Origin of the sequence: Hanstruepera flava (genome assembly GCF_023634025.1) — a bacterium.
Classification (GTDB): domain Bacteria; phylum Bacteroidota; class Bacteroidia; order Flavobacteriales; family Flavobacteriaceae; genus Hanstruepera; species Hanstruepera flava.
In genome coordinates this window covers 835291-856206 of record NZ_JALJCW010000001.1, presented here as the reverse complement: position 1 = coordinate 856206, position 20916 = coordinate 835291, and the positions used below count along the sequence as shown (strand labels likewise).

20 protein-coding genes are annotated in these 20916 nt (G+C 35.0%); 14 read left to right on the top strand and 6 right to left on the bottom strand.

The window, feature by feature from the left end; translation table 11 throughout:
• Positions 1 to 11: 11 nt before the first annotated feature.
• On the bottom strand, positions 12 to 518 hold the full coding sequence (locus MTX13_RS04085; RefSeq protein WP_250433107.1) for a C40 family peptidase: 507 nt from the start codon (positions 516 to 518) through the stop codon (positions 12 to 14).
• A 108-nt stretch (positions 519 to 626) separates the two neighbouring features.
• On the opposite strand from MTX13_RS04085, the gene MTX13_RS04080 reads away from it, so the two are divergent.
• Entirely contained in the window at positions 627 to 1787 is a 1161-nt protein-coding gene (locus tag MTX13_RS04080; RefSeq protein WP_250433106.1) for a DNA cytosine methyltransferase, read from the top strand.
• 47 nt (positions 1788 to 1834) lie between these two features.
• Positions 1835 to 2191, top strand: a complete 357-nt coding sequence (locus MTX13_RS04075) for a hypothetical protein (protein WP_250433105.1) — start codon at positions 1835 to 1837, stop codon at positions 2189 to 2191.
• On the opposite strand, the gene lpxB is transcribed toward MTX13_RS04075, so the two are convergent.
• The 3 genes from lpxB to surE are packed head-to-tail and all read right to left on the bottom strand — an operon-like array spanning position 2188 to position 4380.
• The gene (gene lpxB, locus MTX13_RS04070) at positions 2188 to 3303 is read right to left on the bottom strand and encodes a lipid-A-disaccharide synthase (protein ID WP_250433104.1); all 1116 of its coding nucleotides are present in this window, start codon (positions 3301 to 3303) and stop codon (positions 2188 to 2190) included. The two genes, MTX13_RS04075 and lpxB, sit on opposite strands and share 4 nt — an antisense overlap.
• Positions 3304 to 3305: 2 nt before the next feature.
• A complete protein-coding gene (locus tag MTX13_RS04065; protein ID WP_250433103.1) occupies positions 3306 to 3587 on the bottom strand; it encodes a hypothetical protein in 282 nt (93 codons plus the stop codon).
• 7 nt (positions 3588 to 3594) lie between these two features.
• Complete coding sequence (gene surE, locus MTX13_RS04060; protein WP_250433102.1) at positions 3595 to 4380, bottom strand: 5'/3'-nucleotidase SurE; 786 nt, start codon at positions 4378 to 4380, stop codon at positions 3595 to 3597.
• A 153-nt stretch (positions 4381 to 4533) separates the two neighbouring features.
• On the opposite strand from surE, the gene MTX13_RS04055 reads away from it, so the two are divergent.
• Entirely contained in the window at positions 4534 to 6711 is a 2178-nt protein-coding gene (locus MTX13_RS04055; RefSeq protein WP_250433101.1) for a carboxy terminal-processing peptidase, read from the top strand.
• A 6-nt stretch (positions 6712 to 6717) separates the two neighbouring features.
• On the top strand, positions 6718 to 7803 hold the full coding sequence (locus MTX13_RS04050) for an ABC transporter permease (RefSeq protein WP_250433100.1): 1086 nt from the start codon (positions 6718 to 6720) through the stop codon (positions 7801 to 7803).
• Between the two features lie 16 nt (positions 7804 to 7819).
• Here the strand turns inward: MTX13_RS04050 and yihA are convergent, their stop codons facing one another.
• Both yihA and MTX13_RS04040 read right to left on the bottom strand, forming a co-directional pair.
• Positions 7820 to 8422 carry a ribosome biogenesis GTP-binding protein YihA/YsxC gene (gene yihA / locus MTX13_RS04045; RefSeq protein WP_250433099.1) on the bottom strand — a complete coding sequence of 201 codons (603 nt, stop codon included), beginning with the start codon at positions 8420 to 8422 and terminating at the stop codon, positions 7820 to 7822.
• Positions 8423 to 8435: 13 nt separating this feature from the next.
• Positions 8436 to 9200, bottom strand: a complete 765-nt coding sequence (locus MTX13_RS04040) for an alpha/beta fold hydrolase (RefSeq protein WP_250433098.1) — start codon at positions 9198 to 9200, stop codon at positions 8436 to 8438.
• Positions 9201 to 9495: 295 nt separating this feature from the next.
• Here MTX13_RS04040 and mraZ point away from each other — a divergent pair, with 295 nt between their 5' ends.
• From mraZ to murC, 10 genes are read left to right on the top strand one after another with little or no spacing between them, the layout of a single operon-like run.
• Entirely contained in the window at positions 9496 to 9966 is a 471-nt protein-coding gene (mraZ, locus tag MTX13_RS04035) for a division/cell wall cluster transcriptional repressor MraZ (protein WP_250433097.1), read from the top strand.
• Complete coding sequence (gene rsmH / locus MTX13_RS04030) at positions 9953 to 10849, top strand: 16S rRNA (cytosine(1402)-N(4))-methyltransferase RsmH (RefSeq protein ID WP_250433096.1); 897 nt, start codon at positions 9953 to 9955, stop codon at positions 10847 to 10849. Before mraZ ends, rsmH begins: the two co-directional genes overlap by 14 nt.
• Positions 10850 to 11167, top strand: coding sequence for an FtsL-like putative cell division protein (locus MTX13_RS04025; RefSeq protein WP_250433095.1), 318 nt, complete (start codon positions 10850 to 10852; stop codon positions 11165 to 11167). It abuts the gene before it with no gap.
• A gap of 60 nt (positions 11168 to 11227) precedes the next feature.
• Positions 11228 to 13180 carry a penicillin-binding protein gene (locus tag MTX13_RS04020; RefSeq protein ID WP_250433861.1) on the top strand — a complete coding sequence of 651 codons (1953 nt, stop codon included), beginning with the start codon at positions 11228 to 11230 and terminating at the stop codon, positions 13178 to 13180.
• The gene (locus MTX13_RS04015; RefSeq protein WP_250433094.1) at positions 13177 to 14640 is read left to right on the top strand and encodes a UDP-N-acetylmuramoyl-L-alanyl-D-glutamate--2,6-diaminopimelate ligase; all 1464 of its coding nucleotides are present in this window, start codon (positions 13177 to 13179) and stop codon (positions 14638 to 14640) included. Before MTX13_RS04020 ends, MTX13_RS04015 begins: the two co-directional genes overlap by 4 nt.
• Before the next feature lies 1 nt (position 14641).
• Positions 14642 to 15883, top strand: a complete 1242-nt coding sequence (gene mraY, locus MTX13_RS04010; RefSeq protein WP_250433093.1) for a phospho-N-acetylmuramoyl-pentapeptide-transferase — start codon at positions 14642 to 14644, stop codon at positions 15881 to 15883.
• Position 15884: 1 nt separating this feature from the next.
• On the top strand, positions 15885 to 17216 hold the full coding sequence (gene murD, locus MTX13_RS04005) for a UDP-N-acetylmuramoyl-L-alanine--D-glutamate ligase (protein ID WP_250433092.1): 1332 nt from the start codon (positions 15885 to 15887) through the stop codon (positions 17214 to 17216).
• 13 nt (positions 17217 to 17229) lie between these two features.
• Entirely contained in the window at positions 17230 to 18423 is a 1194-nt protein-coding gene (locus tag MTX13_RS04000; protein WP_250433091.1) for an FtsW/RodA/SpoVE family cell cycle protein, read from the top strand.
• Positions 18423 to 19520 (top strand): undecaprenyldiphospho-muramoylpentapeptide beta-N-acetylglucosaminyltransferase, encoded by a 1098-nt coding sequence (gene murG, locus MTX13_RS03995; RefSeq protein ID WP_250433090.1) that lies wholly within the window; start codon positions 18423 to 18425, stop codon positions 19518 to 19520. The genes MTX13_RS04000 and murG overlap by 1 nt, the downstream gene beginning before the upstream one ends.
• Position 19521: 1 nt before the next feature.
• On the top strand, positions 19522 to 20874 hold the full coding sequence (gene murC, locus MTX13_RS03990) for a UDP-N-acetylmuramate--L-alanine ligase (RefSeq protein ID WP_250433089.1): 1353 nt from the start codon (positions 19522 to 19524) through the stop codon (positions 20872 to 20874).
• The last annotated feature ends 42 nt before the right edge of the window (positions 20875 to 20916 follow it).

Below are 20916 nucleotides of genomic sequence, written 5' to 3'. Positions count from 1 at the left end.
TAATAAAAAACTTACAAAATGCGTCTAGCTTGCACAAAAGCGAAATACCAATATTTTTCCGATAATAACGAGGTTATTACACCTCTGCTAGTAGTGGAGTGAATAAATTCAACATAATTTGGTCTGGCAGAAACTACAATACCAACATGGTTGACCTTTCGGCTGTTTTTTTTAGTGGCAAAAAATAATAAATCGCCTTTCTGCACTTCTTTTAAGTCAATCCAATCACCAGTAATGGCTAATTGCGATGTTGTTCTAGGTAATACAATATCTTCTTTTTTAAATGCGGTAGTTACTAAACCCGAACAATCCATGCCTTTTTTGGTTGTGCCACCATACTTGTATTTTACACCATCGAAAGTTTTGGCATAATCAATAATAGCATCTGCTTTTGCATTGGGTTTAGAGTAAGTTGAAGTTGTTTTTTGTGTTTTTCTAGCTGATGAGGTAGTCGTCTTTTTAGATTTACAAGACGTAATTAAAATTAAACAACAAAAAATTAGGGCTACTTTTCGCATGCACCGAAAATAAACAATTTTGTTATTAAAAAAATAATAACCTTTCAAAAAATGTTCTTGCTCGAACTACAAATTCTATTATTTTTAGCTTTAAAATCAAATAACTTTATGACAGTAGTAGATTTGTTTTCAGGATGTGGTGGCTTGGCTTTGGGATTTAAATGGGCTGGATTCAAAACGCTTTTGGCTAGTGATTTAGATGAAAACTGCGAGAAAACATATACTTATAACTTTCCGGAAACACCATTTATTAAGAATGATTTACGACATATTTCCACAAAGGAAATACGAGAACATATTTCTGAAAATGTAGATGTTGTTATTGGTGGGCCACCTTGTCAAGGGTTTTCCCTTGCCAATAAAAATCGTAATAAAGTTAAAGACGATCCAAGAAATGAATTATTCTACGAATTCGTTCGAGTGGTTACAGATTTACAGCCCAAAGCTTTTGTAATGGAAAATGTAAGGGGCTTATTGTCTATGCAAAAGGGAAAGGTTATTCAACTCATGAAAGAAGAGTTTGAAAATGCAGGTTTAGGTTACCAAGTTAATTATGAGGTACTTTTAGCTTCTGATTATGGTGTGCCCCAAAACAGGCAACGTGTTATCATGATAGGTGTCCGTAAAGATTTGGATAAAAAGCCTGTTTTCCCAAAAAAAACCTATGCTAATCCAGTTACGGTTTGGGAAGCCATTTCAGATTTACCTCAAATACAAGCGTCGGAAGGTGAAGAAAAAATGACATATGAATCTAAACCTCAAAATGCGTTTCAGGAATTTGTTCGCCATAACAGCCAAATTGTTTACAATCATGTGGCCATGCGCCATACCAAAAGATTAATTGATAGATTCAAGGTTATACAAGCGGGTCAATCTTTAGCGCATGTACCAGCAGAACATGCGGCTGTAAAACGTGGTAAGCCAACAGAGAAATCTAAAATAGTCTTTTCGCAAAACAATCAGCGTTTACATGCCAACAAACCAGCGCCAACTATAGCGGCTTCATTTCAAAGTAATTTTATTCATCCGTTTTTACACAGAAATTTTACAGCACGCGAAGGTGCACGATTACAATCGTTTCCAGATGATTTTGTGTTTCAAGGCATGCGCACCAAAATGAGTTGGGAAAAAGGATTGAGTCAGTACCAACAGATAGGAAATGCTGTTCCACCGTTGTTGGGTTATGCCATTGGAAATGCTGTTAAAAGTATTTTACAGGGTGCGATAGATTGTGTAAAAGAACCTAAACTATTTGAGGAATTGATTTAACTTCAAATTTATTATCTTTATTAAATACTATTTTATTATAAAAAAAGATGTTTCTAAATGTTTTAGGCGGATGGCCTTTTGAAAATCCTTATGAACATTTTACTCTAACAGGATTTTCAGTTATGATGCTTGCTGTTATCTTTATTTTTGTAATTAGTTGGTTTTTAAGAAAAGGTAGTTTGTTTATGCCTAACTTAAAAGACCAATTTCTAGATAATTATATTTTTGACTTCAGAAAAGAATCTGAAAATCAAGACTACCGATTGACAGAAAAAGGTGTATCCATTAAAACAAAAGTTGTACTTTGTTTCTTTTCATTAGTCATTGTTTTTGTCCCTTTATTTGTGTTTGTTAGAACTTTGGAACCAGGTAATTATTATTGGTTTAATTTTTGGTTTTATTAAGATAATAGATTTGAATATATTAATCGTGCTGTTTTTTCACTAGCACCTTTACCACCCAATTTTTTTTCTAAATCAAAATAATCTAAAAACAAGCGTTCTCTGTTATCAACATCTAACAATGCATCAAGTTCATTCTTCAATTGTTTTTTAGTAAATGTATCTTGAATAAGTTCGGTTACCACTTCACGATCCATTATAAGGTTTACAAGTGAAATATAATCTAAATTCACAACGCGTTTGCCAATTTGATAGGATATCCAACTGCCTTTATAACAAACCACTTGAGGTACTTTAAACAAAGCAGTTTCTAGAGTTGCTGTTCCAGATGTAACCAAAGCCGCTGTTGAAACACTTAATAGATCGTAAGTTTTATTGGAAATAAAATGAACGTTAGTGGTTTTTATAAATTGTTTGTAAAAATCATACTCTTGACTAGGCGCACCAGCAATTACAAATTGATATTCCCGATAATGGTCTACAATACTTAACATTACCGAAAGCATTTTTTTTATTTCTTGTTTTCGGCTACCTGGTAATAATGCTATAATGGGTTTGTCGCTTAAGCCATGTTCGGCTCTAAACGAGAATTCATCAACCTGTTCGCGATTGGCAATAGCGTCAATTAAAGGATGTCCAACAAACTCAACTGGGTAGTTGTGTTTTTTCTCATAAAAGTCTTTTTCAAATGGCAGGATGACATACATTTTGTCAACATCTCGCTTGATATCATGAATACGGTTTTCTTTCCACGCCCAAATTTGAGGGGAAATGTAATAATGTGTTTTGTAACCTTTTTGTTTAGCCCATTTCGCAATGCGTAAATTAAAACCAGGGTAATCAATAAAAATAATAACATCAGGGTTGTACGCTTCAATATCTGTTTTACAAAAAGCAAGGTTTTTTGTTATGGTTCTTAAATTCATAACAACTTCAACAAAACCCATAAAGGCCAAATCGCGATAATGTTTTACTAAATCATTGCTTACATTGGCCATTAGGTCGCCACCCCAAAACCTAAACGAAGCATTTACGTCTTGCTTAAGCAAGGCTTTCATGAGGTTGGAGCCGTGTAAATCTCCAGAGGCTTCACCAGCAATAATATAGTATTTCATGATTAGATATACTTAAAAACGAAAGTTAAAACAGCAACAATTACAGTTGCCAGTAATACACCACGCGCACGATAATCTTGTTTTTTTCTAATAAACACAAAAAATGCAAGCAAGTTTAGAACAGCTCCTAGGCTAACTAATTTTCCCAGAAAATTTTCGGCAGCTGCCGCTTTAATTACGGTAGTGAAATCATCACCATTTCCTAAAAAAGTTGCTGCTAAATATAAACCAATAGCATTGGCAATCAACCCAATTAAAAATCCTATTAATATTTCTTTTTTCATGTTTGTATTATTGTGTTTTAGTTTCGATATCCCAAGTATTCAATTGCTGAATAGCTTGATATGCTGTTAAATCGAATTGAACAGGAACAACCGATACATAACCATTTTCTAAAGCCCATTCATCTGTATCTTCCCCTTTATCTAAATTAACAAATTTGCCTGTAAGCCAATAATAATCTTTGCCTTGAGGTGTTTTGCGTTTGTCAAATTCTTCTTCCCAATTGGCTTTTGCCTGTCGGCAAATTTTTACACCTTTTATTTTGTCTTCGGGTAGATTTGGAAAATTTACATTGAGTACAACATCTTTTGGTATGCCATGTTCCAGAGCATTTTCTACAATTGACTTTACAATTTTCTTTGTGCCTTCAAAATTGGCATTATAATTATAGTCCAATAATGAAAATCCAATTGCAGGAATACCTTCAATACCAGCCTCAAGGGCGGCGCTCATGGTTCCTGAATAAATAACATTTATTGAAGAATTGGATCCATGGTTAATGCCTGAAACACAAATATCTGGACGTCTATCTAAAATCTCGTTAACAGCTAGTTTTACACAGTCGGCAGGAGTTCCGGAACAACTGTATTCGGCTTGTTCGCCATCATCAATAACTACTTTTTCTAAATGTAAGGTAGAATTTATGGTTATGGCATGACCCATACCGCTTTGCGGACTATCTGGAGCCACTACAACAACCTCTCCAATTTCTTTCATTACATCAATAAGTGCGCGAACTCCTGGGGCCGAAATACCATCGTCGTTAGTTACTAAAATTAAAGGCTTTTTTGCCATGTTTTGGGCGAATTATTTTAGGGCTAAAATACACAAATTAGCTTGGATTCTCTTTATATTTATGCTTTAACAAAAAATTAGTACCAATTGATTATATTGGCATGGTTTTTTCGTTAATTTAGTAATAATTAAATGATGCTTATTTTAAGAATTATGAAAAGGAATTATAATATTTTGGTATTGGTGCTCTTGTTGGCCTTTGCATCATGCAGTTTTACTACAAAAACATTTAGCGACCCTAATAAAGACAAGTTGCTGTTACAGGTCATTACTTATGTTCTGGAGCGTGGTCATTTTAATCCACAGGATATGAATGATGAATTCTCAATGGAAGTGTATTCTGATTATTTAGACAATTTAGATCCATTAAAACGCTATTTCTATCAGTCTGATATTGATGAATTTGAAAAGTATAAAACTGAAATTGATGATCAGATTAAGGCCTATGACCTCTCGTTTTTCAATTTAACGCATGAACGTCTGTTGCAGCGTATTGAAGAAGCAAAAGTCATTTATAAAGAGGTGCTTTCTAAACCATTCGATTATACAATTGATGAAGAGTTTAGTTCCGATTATGACAAATCTCCTTATGTTAAAACGAAAAAGGAAATGAAGGAACGTTGGAGAAAGCAATTGAAGTTTTCAAACATTTCTAATTACGATGAACTTATAATTGAGCAAGAGAATCTTGGAAAAAACGCAGATTCTCAAGAGGAAGCCTTTAGTGAAGGTTCTGAAAAAGAATCAAAAACAGTTACGCCTAAAACGCCTGAAGAAATTGAGAAAGAAGCTCGTGAGGCTACTTTAAAATCTATTGATACTTATTATACGGACTACATTGATGACATGCAACGAAAGGATTGGTTTTCAATTTACATTAATGCTATAGTTGCTGAATTCGATCCGCATACAACCTACTTTGCGCCAGAAGACAAAGATGTATTTAACCAACAAATGTCTGGTAAGTTAGAAGGTATTGGTGCACGTTTACAAAAACGTATGGATAACATTAAAATAGTCGAGCTGATTTCAGGAGGTCCAGCATGGAGAGGTAAAGAACTTGAGGTTGGAGATATAATTATGAAAGTGCGACAAGAAGATGAGGAAGAGCCAGTGAATGTTGTTGGCATGCGTATTGACGATGCAATAAAACTCATTAAAGGACCCAAAGGAACAAATGTGTACTTGACCATTAAAAAAGTAGATGGAACTATTGAAGTTATTAAAATAACACGTGACATAGTAGAATTGGAAGAAACCTATGCTAAATCTTCTATTGTTGAAAAGGATAATAAGAAATTTGGCGTTATTGATTTGCCAAAGTTTTATGTAGACTTTGAAGATTATAAAAAGCGTAATGCTGCTTCAGATATCAAATTAGAAATAGAACGACTAAAAGCCGAAGGTATGGAAGGTCTTGTTTTAGACTTAAGAAACAATGGAGGAGGTTCTTTGCCAGTAGTGGTGGATATAGCAGGTATGTTTATAAAAGATGGTCCTGTTGTTCAAGTGCGTTCTACTGGAGAGCCTAAAGAAGTTTTAGACGATAAAGATAAATCTATAGTTTGGGATGGTCCTTTGGTAATTTTGGTGAACGAGTTATCGGCTTCTGCTTCGGAAATTTTAGCAGCTGCTATGCAGGATTATAAGCGTGCTATTATTATTGGGAGCAAGCAAACCTATGGTAAGGGAACGGTTCAAAGCTTTTATGATTTGAATAGAATGATTAGAGGTAACAAGGAAGGGGATCTGGGAGCCTTAAAATTAACAACCCAAAAGTATTATAGAATTAATGGTGGTTCTGTACAGTTAGAAGGTGTTAAGAGCGATGTTATAGTTCCAGATCGTTACAGTTTTATCGATATTGGTGAAAAAGATCAAGAAAACCCATTAAGCTGGGACGAAATTGATGCAGCCGATTATGAAAGTTGGGATCGCTATTTCGATTATGATGCTACAATAAAAAATAGTTCAAATCGTATGAAAGATAATGAGCAACTTAAACTTATTGAGGCAAACGCCAAATGGGTTAAAGAGCGCATGGATGAGAAAACACATTCGTTGAATTACGCAACCTATCGCCAACGTTTGGATTTAAATGAAGAGCAAGCCAAACAATTTGATAAGATAGCTGATTACAAAACAAACCTAACGTTTGAATCACTGCCTTATGAAACTAAATTGTTTGAAAATGATACAATTTTAAAAGAAAAACGAGAGCGTTGGCATACAAGCTTGAGTCAAGATGTGTATATTGAGGAAGCTCTAAATGTATTGGAAGATTTAAAAATGTCATACTCTATAAAAAAGGTAGCTACTGTAAAAGACTAGTTTTTTATGAGTAATAAATCAAACTCATTAAGTCAATTAGCGCTCCAGAAGTTTAAAAAGAATTTCTGGGGCGTTTTTAGTTTCGTTTTTATCGCCATAGTGGGATTGGTGTCTATTTTCTCTTATACTTTTGCACCCGACAATTCCCAACATGCCAATCAAATGCATTTGTCTATTCATTCTAAAAAGCCAGGGTTTTCGGTTAAAATGTTAGTCATGCCCGAAGAAGTTACTGTAAAGCAAAATGCATTTAGTAAGTTGTTTTTTGGTCATAAAAATGTCAATACCGAAATACCCGTTTCAGAATATCGCATTGTTAACAATCAATTGCATTACACCGAATATGCTGCTGATGGTTTAAAAGGAATTTCAAAAACTATAAACCTTGATACTTATAAAAACAAGCCTTTTGTAGAAGAGCGAACTTTCTTATTTGGTACTGATAAATATGGAAGGGATTTATTAAGTCGAGTGTTAGTAGGTGCAAGAATATCATTTTTTATAGGTTTTGTAGCCGTTTTTATTTCTTTGGTTGTAGGGATTTTATTGGGCAGTATTGCTGGTTATTACGGTGGTAAAGTTGATGCCATGATTATGTGGTTAATAAATGTATCGTGGTCTATACCAACATTGTTATTGGTTATAGCCATTACCCTTGCGTTAGGTAAAGGGTTTTGGCAAGTATTTATTGCTGTAGGTTTAACTATGTGGGTTGAGGTAGCTAGAGTTGTTCGAGGCCAGGTTATTAGCGTAAAAGAAATGCAATATGTAACGGCAGCCAGAGCCTTAGGCTTTACTGATATTCGAATTATCGCCAAGCATATTTTGCCTAATATCATGGCGCCAGTAATTGTGATTTCTGCTGCTAATTTTGCAGCAGCCATTTTAATTGAAAGTGGGTTGAGCTTTTTAGGTATAGGTGCACAACCGCCAATGTCCAGTTGGGGAGCTATGATAAAAGATCACTACAATTATATTATTCTGGGAAAGCCCTATTTAGCTTTAATACCTGGGTTTTGCATTATGAGCTTGGTAATGGCCTTTATGCTAATGGGTAATGCCTTACGTGATGCTTTGGATGTGCGGACTTAATTAAAAATCTATTTTTTTATCCTTTAAAATCAGCGTTAATATTAGCTATATAATCTAAAACTTCATCTTTGCCAATGCTTTTGGATGATGAGGTTACAAAGTAATTGGGCATACCTTCCCAAGTTTCCAGCATTCTTTGCTTATAGGCTTCTACGTGTCGTGTTATGGCGTTAGGTTTTAATTTATCAGCTTTTGTAAAAATTATTGAAAACGGAATGCTGTTCTCGCCAAGCCAAATCATAAAATCAAGGTCAATGGGTTGTGGTTCATGTCGAATATCAACCAATACAAATGCAGAGACCAATTGTTCCCGTAAGCTGAAATATTGGGTTATAAACTTTTGAAATGTTTTTTTTGCACTTTTGGAAACCCGAGCATAGCCATAGCCTGGTAAGTCAACCAAGTACCAATTGCCATTAATTAAAAAGTGGTTTATTAACTGTGTTTTTCCTGGTCTTCCCGAAGTTTTGGCCAAATTTTTTCGGTTGGTAAGCATGTTTATCAACGAAGATTTCCCAACATTACTTCGCCCAATAAAAGCGTATTCTGGTAATAAGTTTTTTGGGCATTTTGAAACATCAGAATTGCTCATTACAAATTCTGCCGATTTAATTTCCATAATAAAGCTGCTTTTAGAAATTACGTTTAGTTAACCAAGTATCAAGAATTTGGTTAAATTCATCTGGATGCTCCATCATAGCTGCGTGGCCACATTTGTCTATCCAAAACAAATCGGAATCTGGAAGTAGTTCATCAAATTCCACTGCGACATCAGGAGGTGTTACCGTATCGTTTTTCCCCCAAATTATGCAGGTTGGTGTGTTCATATTTGGCAAGTCTTTTGCCATGTTGTGACGAATAGCACTTTTAGCAATAGCTAAAGTTTTTATCAGTTTGTTTCTGTCGTTTACAGTTTCATAAACTTCGTCAACAATCTCTTTTGTGGCAACTGCTGGATCGTAAAAAACATCTTCTGCTTTTTTCTTTATTACTTCGTAATCACTGCGCTTCGTGTAGCCACCACCCATAGCACTTTCATATAGTCCAGAACTTCCAGTAATAACAAGTGCTTTTACTTTTTCTGGATATAATTTCGTGTGATATAGTCCAATGTGACCTCCAAGTGAATTTCCTAAAAGAATAACGTCATCAAAACCTTTGAACTCTATAAAATCATGAAGGTATTTAGCAAAGCTTTTAACATTGGTCTTTAAAAGCGACATGGTGTATATTGGTAATTCAGGTATAAGTACACAATACCCTTTCTTGCTAAAATAATCTGTAACCGAATCAAAATTACTCAAACCACCCATAAGGCCATGAAGAACAATAATAGGCGTACCTTCTCCAACTTCAATATAACTGAAACTCTTTTCTTTTTTTAATCGATGCACCATGAATTCTTTACGCTATTCTTTAAAGCAAATATAATTAAATCATTCATAATATATGGGATAATTCCTATGCTCTTAAAATTTAAGACCAATCAAGATATTAACAGCTCTGGTTGTCAATTTTTTCATGTTTCTTAATTGTCTGAATTGTAGAGATTAAGCTTTTTGATACGAAAGTTCTATCGGAATAATCTTGCTGTTAATCGAAAATTTATCAACAATGTGGTAAAATGTGGTAAAATGTGGTATATTTTTCAATATATTTGAAACTTAAACTATATAAACAGCTCGAAAGGCATTGAATTCATTAATAGGAACATACGAGTGTAAGGTAGATTCAAAAGGTCGCCTCATGTTGCCAGCTGCATTAAAAAAGCAGCTGCTTCCTGTTTTGCAAGAAGGTTTTGTTTTAAAACGAGCGGTTTTTCAACCTTGCCTAGAACTTTATCCAATGTCCGAATGGGAGGCTTTGATGCAAAAAGTAAACAAGCTGAATAGGTTTAAGAAAAAGAATAATGATTTCATTCGCAGGTTTACGGCAGGTGTAAAAATGATTGAAGTGGATGCTACGGGTCGTTTGTTGATTCCAAAAGACCTCGTTGGTTTTGCTGGCATTTCAAAAGAAATAGTTGTGTCGTCAGCAATCAATATAGTGGAGATTTGGGATAAACAACGCTATGAGAAGGCTATTGATGATGCCACAGGAGATTTTGCGGATTTAGCTGAAGAAGTAATGGGTCAAGACGATGATGATTATGGAATATCATAATCCGGTACTGTTAAAAGAAACGGTTGATGGTTTGAACATCATTAAAGATGGTGTGTATGTGGATGTCACATTTGGAGGTGGTGGACATAGTAAAGAAATATTAAGTAGGCTTGGTGAGAACGGCAAATTGTATGCCTTTGATCAAGATCCTGACGCTCTTGAAAATAAAATTGATGACGAAAGGTTTACGCTTATCCATGAAAATTTTAGATACCTCAAGCGGTTTTTAAGGTTTTATGGTGTAAAGCAGGTTGATGGTGTTTTGGCAGATTTTGGTGTGTCTTCCCATCAGTTTGATGTAGCTGAACGTGGTTTTTCAATCCGGTTTGAAGCCGATTTGGATATGCGAATGAACCAACAAAGTGAGTTGTCGGCCTATCATGTAGTGAACGAGTATGATGAAGAGCAATTACGACAAGTGTTTTGGCAATATGGTGAATTGCGTCAAGCGCCAGCAATGGCACGGATAATTGTGGCAGCAAGAAATTTAGAGCCTATAAAAACCAGTGAGCAATTAAAAACAGTATTGAAACAGTTTTTAAACCACAAAAAAGAGAATAAAGTATTGGCTCAAATATTTCAGGCTATCAGAATAGAGGTGAATCAAGAGATAGAAGTTTTAAAAGCGTTTTTGTTGCAATCACAAGAAGTTATAAAGCCTGGTGGTAGATTGAGTGTTATTTCGTATCACTCATTGGAAGATAGATTGGTGAAGCGCTTTATAAGAAATGGTTTGTTCGAAGGAGAGCCTGAACGTGATGTCTTTGGAAATTTTGAGGTGCCATTTAAAAAAGTTGGAGGGTTAATTGTCCCAACTTCAGAAGAAATTAAACAAAATAATAGGGCTAGAAGTGCAAAGCTTCGAATAGCAGAAAAGTTATAGGTGAAAAAAAGAATCTACAGCATATTAAAAGGAACATTTTTAGTTAGCGATGATGCTTTTAAAAATTGGCGCATGATTCTTTTTATATCAGTTTTGGCCATTATCATGATTGCAAGTTCGCATAGTGCCGATAAAAAAGTGCACGAAATAGCACGATTAAATAATGAAGTAAAAGAGCTACGGTCAGAAATGATTGATGCCAGAGGAAAGCTCATGGATTTGAAAAAAGAAACGAGCGTCGAAATAAAAATGAAGGACAAGGGGTTGGCTATATCAGAGATACCGCCAACCAAAATTAAAGTTAAATCTCAAAAATAGTTCAACTTGGCAGTAAGCGAGAAGAACATATTAAACCGATTGTATTTTGTAGCAGGATGTATGTTCATCTTCGCTCTAGCGGTAGTGTTCAAACTGTTGAGTATTCAATTCGTCCAAGGCGATAAGTATCGTGGCTTGGCAGAGACAAGAACAATAAAAAATGTTGTTATTCCGGCAAATAGAGGCAATGTGTATTCAGCTAATGGTAATTTGTTGGCGACATCAGTTCCTAAATACGATATTCGAATTGATGCCATTACGCCTTCGTCTGCAACTTTTGAAAAGTATTTAAAACCGCTTTGTGATTCGTTGTCTAAATTTTCAGGGAAACCATCGTCGTATTATCAGAAAGAAATAAGAAAAGCACGAGCCAATAAAAACCGCTATTACCTTTTGGCGCGCAATATTGGGTATTCAGATTATATACGCGTTAGGAATTTTCCATTGTTGAATCTTGGTGCCTTTAAAGGAGGCTTAATTGTAGAGCAAACTACAAAACGAGAGCATCCTATGGGTGGTATTGCGCAACGGTCTATTGGTTATGAGCGTTTTGATGAAGATGGAAATGTAACTCGAGCTGGTATTGATGGTGCCTTTGGAGCGAAATATTTACGTGGAAAAGATGGTCAGCGATTAAAGCAAAAAATAGGGAAAGGCCAATGGAAGCCCATAGTCGATTATAATCAAATTGAGCCTCAAGATGGATACGACGTATATACAACGATTAGCGTAAACATTCAGGATATTGCACATCATGCCTTATTGCAGCAATTAGAATATTATGAGGCTGAACATGGTTGTGTTGTGGTTATGGAAGTTGAAACTGGTGAGATTCGCGCGATTTCAAATTTAGGAAGAACATCAAAGGGTACTTATTATGAAAAGCTCAACTATGCAGTTGGCGAAGCACATGAGCCAGGTTCTACATTTAAAGTAATGGCGTTAATGGCGGCTTTAGAAGATAAGGTTATTGATACTTCAACGGTTATAGATACCAAAAGCGGAAGAAAAATGTTTTATGGCCGACCAATTACAGATTCTCATCATGGTGGTTATGGCAAGATTTCTGCAGCTAGAGCTCTAGAAGTGTCTTCAAATATAGGTTTGGCGACAATTGTAGATGAAAATTATTCAGACAATCCTAAAAAATTTATTAATCGTTTAAAAAGCTGGTCGTTAAATAAGCCACTTGGCCTACCAATTATAGGAGAAGGACAGCCTGAAATACCAGAACCAGGAGATGAAATTTGGAGTAAGAATGCCTTGCCATCTATGGCCTATGGCTATAATATGGAGTTAACACCTTTGCAAACCTTAACATTTTATAATGCTATTGCAAATAATGGCGTTATGGTTAAACCGCGTTTTATAAAGGAGGTTCGCGAATTGAACAAGCAAATTGAGGTGTTTGATCGTGAAATTATTAACAACAAGATTTGCTCGGATAAAACATTAAACGAAATTCAGGAAATTCTAAAAAATGCTGTAGTTCGTGGTACAGGAAGACGTCTGTATTCACCATACTTCTCTATGGCGGGAAAAACAGGAACAGCTAAAACGGAGTATTGGATGGAAGATTATGAAGATAATCCGCGATATGTATCTTCATTTGCTGGTTACTTTCCTGCTGAAAACCCTAAATACTCTTGTATAGTTGTAATACATAAACCCAGTACTAAAAAAGGATACTATGGCGCAGATGTTTCTGGCCCCGTTTTTAAAAGAATAGCCCAAAAAATATTTACCGATACACCTATCGTTGATGAGGTGAGGTCTCTACATGTGAAAGATGCTGATGTTGAAAAAGAATTCGACACGTATTATGGTATATCTGAAAAGTATAAAACCATCATGCCAAGTGTTGTTGGTCTGCCTGTAATGGATGCTATTCCAATTTTAGAGAACATGGGTTTAAAAGTACAGATTAACGGTGTAGGTGAGGTGGTTTCACAATCCATATCAAAAGGAGAAAAAATTAAAAAGAATCAAACCGTAATTATACAGGCGTCATGAAGTTGTTAAAAGACATATTGTATAAAGTGGCTTTAGATGCTGTTGCAGGGAGCACAAATATTTCTGTGAATACCATTGCGTTTGATTCTAGAAATGTTAAGAGCAATGATGTGTTTGTTGCTATACGAGGAACAGTTACAGATGGGCATAATTTTATAGATACCGCAATTAAAAAAGGAGCAGTGGCCATTATTTGTGAGCAGTTGCCAAAGTCGTTGGTTGATAATATAACTTACATAGAAGTCGATAATGCATCAAAAGCATTGGCTATAATGGCTGCCAATTATTACGATATGCCTTCTGAAAATTTAAAATTAGTTGGTGTAACAGGAACTAATGGAAAAACTACAATTGCAACGTTATTGTTTCAGTTATTCAAAAATGCGGGTTATAAAGTAGGCTTATTATCTACTGTTAAAGTAATGGTTGATAATGCAACATATCAAGCAACGCATACAACACCTGATTCATTAACTATTAATAGGTATTTAAAGGAGATGAATGATGTAGGGGTTGAATTCTGTTTTATGGAAGTAAGCTCGCATGGTATTCATCAAAAGCGTACTGAAGGGCTTCATTTTGCAGGTGGAATTTTTACAAACATTACCCATGATCATTTAGATTACCATAACACTTTTGCGGAGTATAGAGACGTTAAGAAACAGTTCTTTGATCAATTGCCAAAAGATGCTTTTGCATTGACCAATGTTGATGATAAGAATGGTCTTTTTATGCTTCAAAACACAGAGGCTAGAAAGTTTACTTATGCCTTAAAAGGTTATGCAGATTATAAAGCACAAATTTTAGAAAACCAGTTTAGTGGCTTGTTGCTTAAAGTGAATGATAGTGAAGTCTGGACACGATTAATTGGCAACTTTAACGCTTATAATGTCTTGGCAATCTATGCTACTGCAGAATTGTTAGGTTTAGAAAGGGTTGAGATATTAAGGCTGATAAGCGATTTAGAAAGTGTTTCTGGCCGTTTTCAATATCTCATTTCTGATGATAAGATTACAGCTATTGTAGATTATGCGCACACACCTGATGCCTTAAAAAATGTTCTTGAAACGATAAATAGTATCCGAACAAAAAATGAAGAGCTTATTACAGTTGTTGGTTGCGGTGGCGATCGCGATAAAACTAAAAGACCCAAAATGGGACATATTGCCTCGACTTTAAGCACCAAGGTCATTTTTACTAGTGATAACCCAAGAACCGAAAACCCAGAAACCATATTATCTGAAATAGAAGCTGGTGTAGAGCCGCAAAATTATAAGAAAACAGTTTCCATTTCAGATAGAAAACAAGCTATCAAAACAGCTTGCCAAATGGCAAATTCAAACGATATCATATTAATAGCTGGTAAAGGTCATGAAGCCTATCAAGAGATTGATGGTGAACGCTTTGATTTTGACGATTTTAAAATAGTACAAGAACTTTTAAAGCAGTTGCAAAAATAATATGTTGTATTACTTATTTGAATATTTAGAAACACATTTTCAAATTCCAGGAGCTTCACTTTTTGGTTATATAACCTTTAGAGGCGCTATGGCAATTATACTATCGTTGTTAATTTCTACAATATTTGGTAAACGCATAATTAAATTTCTACAGAAGCAACAAGTAGGCGAGACCATTCGTGATTTAGGGTTAGAAGGTCAAGTTGAAAAAGCGGGAACTCCAACTATGGGAGGTATAATAATAATTTTAGCGACGCTTATTCCAGTGTTGCTTTTAGCAAAACTAGAAAACATTTATATCATTTTACTCATTGTAACCACCTTATGGATGGGAACAATCGGTTTTATAGATGATTACATTAAAAAGTTTAAAAACGATAAAGAAGGTTTAAAAGGGCGATTTAAAGTCCTAGGTCAAGTAGGTTTAGGTATAATTGTTGGCACGACTTTGTTTTTTCATCCAGATGTAACTGTAAAAGAAAAACTACCTATAGAACAACAACAAATAATTCTTGCTGAAAATCCAGATGCAAAACCATCTGATCTGTTTGAAGAAGAAGAGCGTTCAACTAAAACAACTATTCCTTTTGTTAAGTCAAATGAATTTGATTATGCAGAAATCATTACATGGGTGAATTCAGATTGGTCCAAATACGCTTGGATTATTTTTATTCCAATAGTCATATTTATTATAACAGCTGTTTCAAATGGCGCCAATCTAACCGATGGTATTGATGGTTTAGCAGCAGGTACATCAGCTATCATAGTTCTCACTTTAGGAATTTTTGCATGGGTATCAGGTAATATCATTTTTTCAGAATACCTGAACATAATGTATATCCCTAGGGTTGAAGAAATTACCATTTACATTGCTGCTTTTGTTGGTGCGCTAATAGGATTTTTATGGTATAACACGTATCCGGCTCAAGTGTTTATGGGAGATACGGGCAGTTTAACCATAGGCGGAATAATTGCTGTAATTGCTATTGCTGTAAGAAAAGAGTGGCTTATTCCAGTACTGTGTGGCATTTTCTTGGCAGAGAATCTGTCGGTAGTCATGCAGGTGAGTTGGTTTAAGTATACTAGAAAAAAATATGGAGAGGGTAGGCGCATTTTTAAAATGTCTCCGCTTCATCATCACTATCAAAAGTCAGGATATCACGAAAGTAAAATTGTAACCAGATTCTGGATTGTCGGAATACTTTTGGCAATTATTTCTATTGTGACATTGAAAATTAGATAGTATGAAACGGCTTGTGATTTTAGGTGGAGGAGAAAGCGGTGTAGGTACCGCATTGTTGGGAAAAGCCAAAGGATATGATGTTTTTGTGTCTGATAAAGGAAGAATAAAAACAAAATATAGAGACGTTCTTATAAATAATGAGATTGATTGGGAAGATGAACAGCATACAGAATCAAAAATTCTAAATGCAGATATTATAATGAAAAGCCCTGGCATTCCACATAAAGTGGAAATTGTTCAGAGATTAATAGCAGCCAAAATTCCCGTGATTTCCGAAATCGAATTTGCCTCAAAATTTACCGATGCAACTATAGTGGGAATCACTGGGAGTAATGGCAAAACCACAACAGCTTCATTAACATATCACATTTTAAAGCAAGAGCTACATGTTGGTTTGTCGGGCAATATAGGAGACAGTTTTGCTAAACAGGTTCTAAATGAAGACTTTAATAACTATGTCTTGGAAATTAGTAGTTTTCAATTAGACGATTGCAAGCACTTTAAGCCCCAAATTGCCATAATAACCAATATAACCCCAGACCATTTGGATCGTTATGAGTATGATTTCGAAAAATACATAGCAGCGAAATTCAGAATAGCTATGAATCAAGATTCTAACGATTACCTGATTTATGATAGTGATGATGATGTCATTACCAATTGGTTGGAAAAACATCCCGTACAGTCCACATTATTGCCATTTTCATTGAAAAGACAGGTTGAAAATGGAGCGTGCTTAGATAAAGACAATATAAAAATAACAATAGATAACAATCAAATAATTATGCCTACAAAGGATTTAGCATTAGAAGGAAAGCACAACATTAAAAACGCCATGGCAGCTTCAACGGTTGCCCACTTATTAAAAATTAGAAAACAAACTATCCGTGAAAGTTTAGAGAACTTTCATGGTGTTGAGCATCGTTTAGAACAAGTTTTAAAGATTAATAAAGTTCAATATATAAACGATTCAAAAGCCACAAATGTAAATGCTACTTACTATGCTTTAGAAAGTATGGATGCTCCAACCGTTTGGATTGTAGGTGGTCAAGATAAAGGCAATGATTATACGGAGCTATTTCCTTTTGTAAATGAGAAAGTAAAAGCAATAATATGTCTTGGTGTTGATAATGAAAAACTAATGAAAAATTTTAGTTCGATGGTTGATGTTATTGTTGAAACACAATATATGGCAGAAGCTGTTAAAATAGCTTATAAAATAGCAGAAACAGGTGATAATGTATTGTTGTCTCCAGCATGTGCAAGTTTTGATTTGTTTGAAAATTACGAAGACAGAGGAAGACAATTTAAGGAAGCCGTAAGAAACTTATAATACTATATAGTTGGTGCAAACCGTATTTAAAAACATAAAAGGTGATCGACTTATCTGGGCAATAGCTGCTCTGTTGGCTATTTTCTCGTTTTTGCCTGTTTACAGTGCGGCTAGTAATTTAGCTTATGTAGGCGGTAATGGTAATACCTTTGCATATTTTGTAAAACATTTTATGCACTTGTTTTTGGGGTTTGCTATTATCTATGGAGTGCATAAAATACCATATCGATATTTTAAAGGCCTATCTATTGTTATGATGCCTGTTGTTGTAGTATTGTTGGTGCTGACCATGCTGCAAGGAACAACAATCGAAGGTGCCAATGCGAGTAGATGGATTCAAATACCAATAGTAAATATGTCCTTTCAGACATCAACATTTGCATTTGTTGTACTTATGGTTTACGTCGCACGTTATATGTCCAAGATTAAAGATGTTCACGTAAGTTTTAAAGAGTCAATACTACCATTATGGATTCCTGTATTCTTGGTTTTGGGTTTGATTCTGCCAGCTAATTTTTCAACAGCAGCAATCATGTTCTTAATGGTCGTGGTATTGGTTTTTCTTGGTGGATATCCAGTTAAATATTTGGCCATAATAATCGGTTCGGGCATATTGGGATTAGTGTTCTTTGTCTTGGTAGCCAAATCATTTCCAGATGTTATGCCAAATCGTGTTGATACATGGATGAGCAGAATTGAAAGTTTTGCAAACGACGAGGAAACCGAAGCTGATTATCAAATTGAAAAAGCTAAAATAGCTATTGCATCGGGCGGTATACAAGGTGTTGGTCCTGGCAAGAGTATTCAAAAGAATTTTTTACCGCAATCATCATCAGATTTCATATTTGCAATTATAGTAGAGGAATATGGTCTTTTGGGTGGATTTACATTAATGGTTTTCTATTTGTGGTTGCTGTTCAGAATTGTTATTGTTTCACAAAAATCAGACACCATTTTTGGAAAATTATTGGTTTTGGGTGTTGGTTTGCCAATAGTGTTCCAGGCATTAATTAATATGGCGGTTGCTGTAGAGTTATTTCCAGTTACAGGCCAAACCTTACCACTAATTAGTAGTGGAGGAACATCAATTTGGATGACATGCTTGGCGGTAGGAATTATTTTAAGCGTAAGTGCAAAACGTGAAGAGATTAAGCAGAAAGAAGAAGCGGAAGATAATCCTTTAGAAATTTTATCAGAAACTATTTAATGAGTCATTATAAAATCATATTGTCAGGCGGTGGAACAGGAGGTCACATATATCCTGCAATTGCTATTGCCAACGAATTAAAGTCGCGTTTTCCAGAATCTGAATTTTTATTTGTAGGAGCAAAAGACCGTATGGAAATGGAAAAGGTGCCACAGGCTGGATATGAAATAATTGGTCTATGGATTTCTGGTATACAAAGACAGCTAACGTTAAAAAATCTGATGTTTCCTTTAAAGCTATTGAGTAGTTTAATAAAATCAAGGGGAATAATAAAACGCTTTAAGCCCGATGTAGTAATAGGGACTGGTGGTTTTGCTAGTGGACCATTATTACAAGTAGCGACATCCAATGGTATCCCTTCGTTAATACAAGAGCAAAATTCGTATCCTGGAATCACTAATAAATTATTGTCAAAAAAAGCGAATAAAATATGTGTGGCTTATGATGGGCTTGAGCGATTTTTTCCAGCCGATAAAATTGTGAAAACTGGAAATCCTGTTAGGCAAGATTTATTGAACATCAATGAAAAACGTAATGAAGCCCAAGAACTATTTCAGCTTGAAAAAGAAAAGAAAACCCTTTTGGTTCTCGGAGGGAGTTTAGGTTCTAGGCGTATAAACGAACTGATAGAAAAAGAATTAGACTACTTACATACTCATAATGTACAAGTTGTTTGGCAATGTGGTAAACTGTATTACGATAAGTACAAGATTTATGGAAACACTAAAAACATACAGGTGCATGCATTTATAAATAATATGGCCTGTGCATATGCATCAGCAGATATAATAATTTCCCGAGCAGGAGCAAGTTCGGTATCAGAACTATGTATAGTAGGTAAGCCCGTAATTTTTATTCCATCTCCAAATGTTGCCGAAGACCACCAGGCCAAAAATGCACAAGCTATAGTTGATGAAGATGCTGGAATATTAATTCGGGAAAGCGATTTAGAGGTAGATTTTCAAAATAAGTTCACGCAATTAATGGTATCGCCAGAACGGCAAAAACAATTAAGTGAAAATATAAAAAAATTAGCGTTGGTTAATGCTACAAGTGATATTGTAGATCAAGTGATACAATTATTAAAACAAGATTAAAGTGAATCTAGAAACTATAGATAACGTTTATTTTATTGGAATAGGAGGTATTGGTATGAGTGCTCTTGCCAGGTATTTCCATGCCAATAGAAAGCAAGTTTCTGGTTATGATAAAACTCAAACGGAAATAACAGATGCTTTGAGCGATTTGGGTATTTCCATTCATTTTGAAGATACTGTTGCAAACCTCGACTCAAGCTTGTTGAATGCTAACAATACATTGATAGTTTATACGCCTGCAATACCTAATGATCATAAGCAATTAGCTTATTTTAATAATAACAATTATAAAGTCATGAAACGTGCCGCAGTTTTGGGACTCATTACCGAAAACACGTTTTGTTTAGCAGTAGCAGGTACTCATGGAAAAACAACAACAACAAGCATTCTGGGGCACTTGTTAAATACTTGCAATGTTCCAGTAACAGCATTTTTAGGTGGAATTAGTGAAAACTATAACTCGAATTTAATTCTAAACGGAACCGATGTTACAGTAGTTGAAGCCGATGAATTCGATAGGTCGTTTTTAACCTTATCGCCAGATTTAGCTTGTGTAACATCAATGGATGCTGACCATTTGGATATTTATGGAGATGCTGAAGCACTTAAGAATTCTTTTGAAGACTTTGCTAAAAAAATAAAACAATCGGGAAAGCTTTTTGTCAAAGAAGGACTGTCTTTACAAGGTATAACTTATGGAATAGATACTAAATCCGATTATACCGCTTACAATATTAGAATAGAAAACGGAACTTATGTTTTTGATGTAAAAACACCAAAAACAACTATTGAAAATATACAATTTAACCTACCTGGTAGACATAATCTGTCGAATGCATTAATAGCCTTGGCGATGGCTGTAGAGTATGGTTGCCCTCACCAGCAGCTCGCCAAAGCTTTAGCATCCTATAAAGGCGTAAAGCGTAGATTTTCATATCATATTAAAACAGATAGTTTAGTTTATATAGACGATTATGCACATCATCCAGAAGAAATAAATGCCGTGCATCAAGCCGTTCGCGAAATGTATCCAAATCAAAGGGTTTTGGCAATTTTTCAGCCACATTTGTTCAGTAGAACACAAGATTTTGCTGACGACTTTGCCAAAAGTTTATCGCAATTTGATGAGGTTGTGTTGTTGGATATTTACCCAGCAAGAGAGCTGCCTATAGAAGGAGTTAATTCAGGTTGGCTGTTAAGTAAAATTGAAAATGAAAACAAACAGCTTATTTCAAAGGCTGAAATCATTTCTAAAATAAATGAAAGCCATGCTACAGTTATATTAACTATTGGAGCAGGCGATATAGGAGAAGAAGTTAAACATATAAAGCAAAGTTTACAATATGCGAGTTAATTGGAACTTCATAAAAATGTTTGTTTTACTGGTATTGGTTAT

Coding starts and splice junctions, on each gene's coding strand:
- MTX13_RS04085 (WP_250433107.1), bottom strand. CDS start 518: ATGCGAAAAGTAGCCCTAATTTTTTGTTGTTTAATTTTAATTACGTCT.
- MTX13_RS04080 (WP_250433106.1), top strand. CDS start 627: ATGACAGTAGTAGATTTGTTTTCAGGATGTGGTGGCTTGGCTTTGGGA.
- MTX13_RS04075 (WP_250433105.1), top strand. CDS start 1,835: ATGTTTCTAAATGTTTTAGGCGGATGGCCTTTTGAAAATCCTTATGAA.
- lpxB (WP_250433104.1), bottom strand. CDS start 3,303: ATGAAATACTATATTATTGCTGGTGAAGCCTCTGGAGATTTACACGGC.
- MTX13_RS04065 (WP_250433103.1), bottom strand. CDS start 3,587: ATGAAAAAAGAAATATTAATAGGATTTTTAATTGGGTTGATTGCCAAT.
- surE (WP_250433102.1), bottom strand. CDS start 4,380: ATGGCAAAAAAGCCTTTAATTTTAGTAACTAACGACGATGGTATTTCG.
- MTX13_RS04055 (WP_250433101.1), top strand. CDS start 4,534: ATGAAAAGGAATTATAATATTTTGGTATTGGTGCTCTTGTTGGCCTTT.
- MTX13_RS04050 (WP_250433100.1), top strand. CDS start 6,718: ATGAGTAATAAATCAAACTCATTAAGTCAATTAGCGCTCCAGAAGTTT.
- yihA (WP_250433099.1), bottom strand. CDS start 8,422: ATGGAAATTAAATCGGCAGAATTTGTAATGAGCAATTCTGATGTTTCA.
- MTX13_RS04040 (WP_250433098.1), bottom strand. CDS start 9,200: ATGGTGCATCGATTAAAAAAAGAAAAGAGTTTCAGTTATATTGAAGTT.
- rsmH (WP_250433096.1), top strand. CDS start 9,953: ATGGAATATCATAATCCGGTACTGTTAAAAGAAACGGTTGATGGTTTG.
- MTX13_RS04020 (WP_250433861.1), top strand. CDS start 11,228: ATGTTCATCTTCGCTCTAGCGGTAGTGTTCAAACTGTTGAGTATTCAA.
- MTX13_RS04015 (WP_250433094.1), top strand. CDS start 13,177: ATGAAGTTGTTAAAAGACATATTGTATAAAGTGGCTTTAGATGCTGTT.
- mraY (WP_250433093.1), top strand. CDS start 14,642: ATGTTGTATTACTTATTTGAATATTTAGAAACACATTTTCAAATTCCA.
- murD (WP_250433092.1), top strand. CDS start 15,885: ATGAAACGGCTTGTGATTTTAGGTGGAGGAGAAAGCGGTGTAGGTACC.
- murG (WP_250433090.1), top strand. CDS start 18,423: ATGAGTCATTATAAAATCATATTGTCAGGCGGTGGAACAGGAGGTCAC.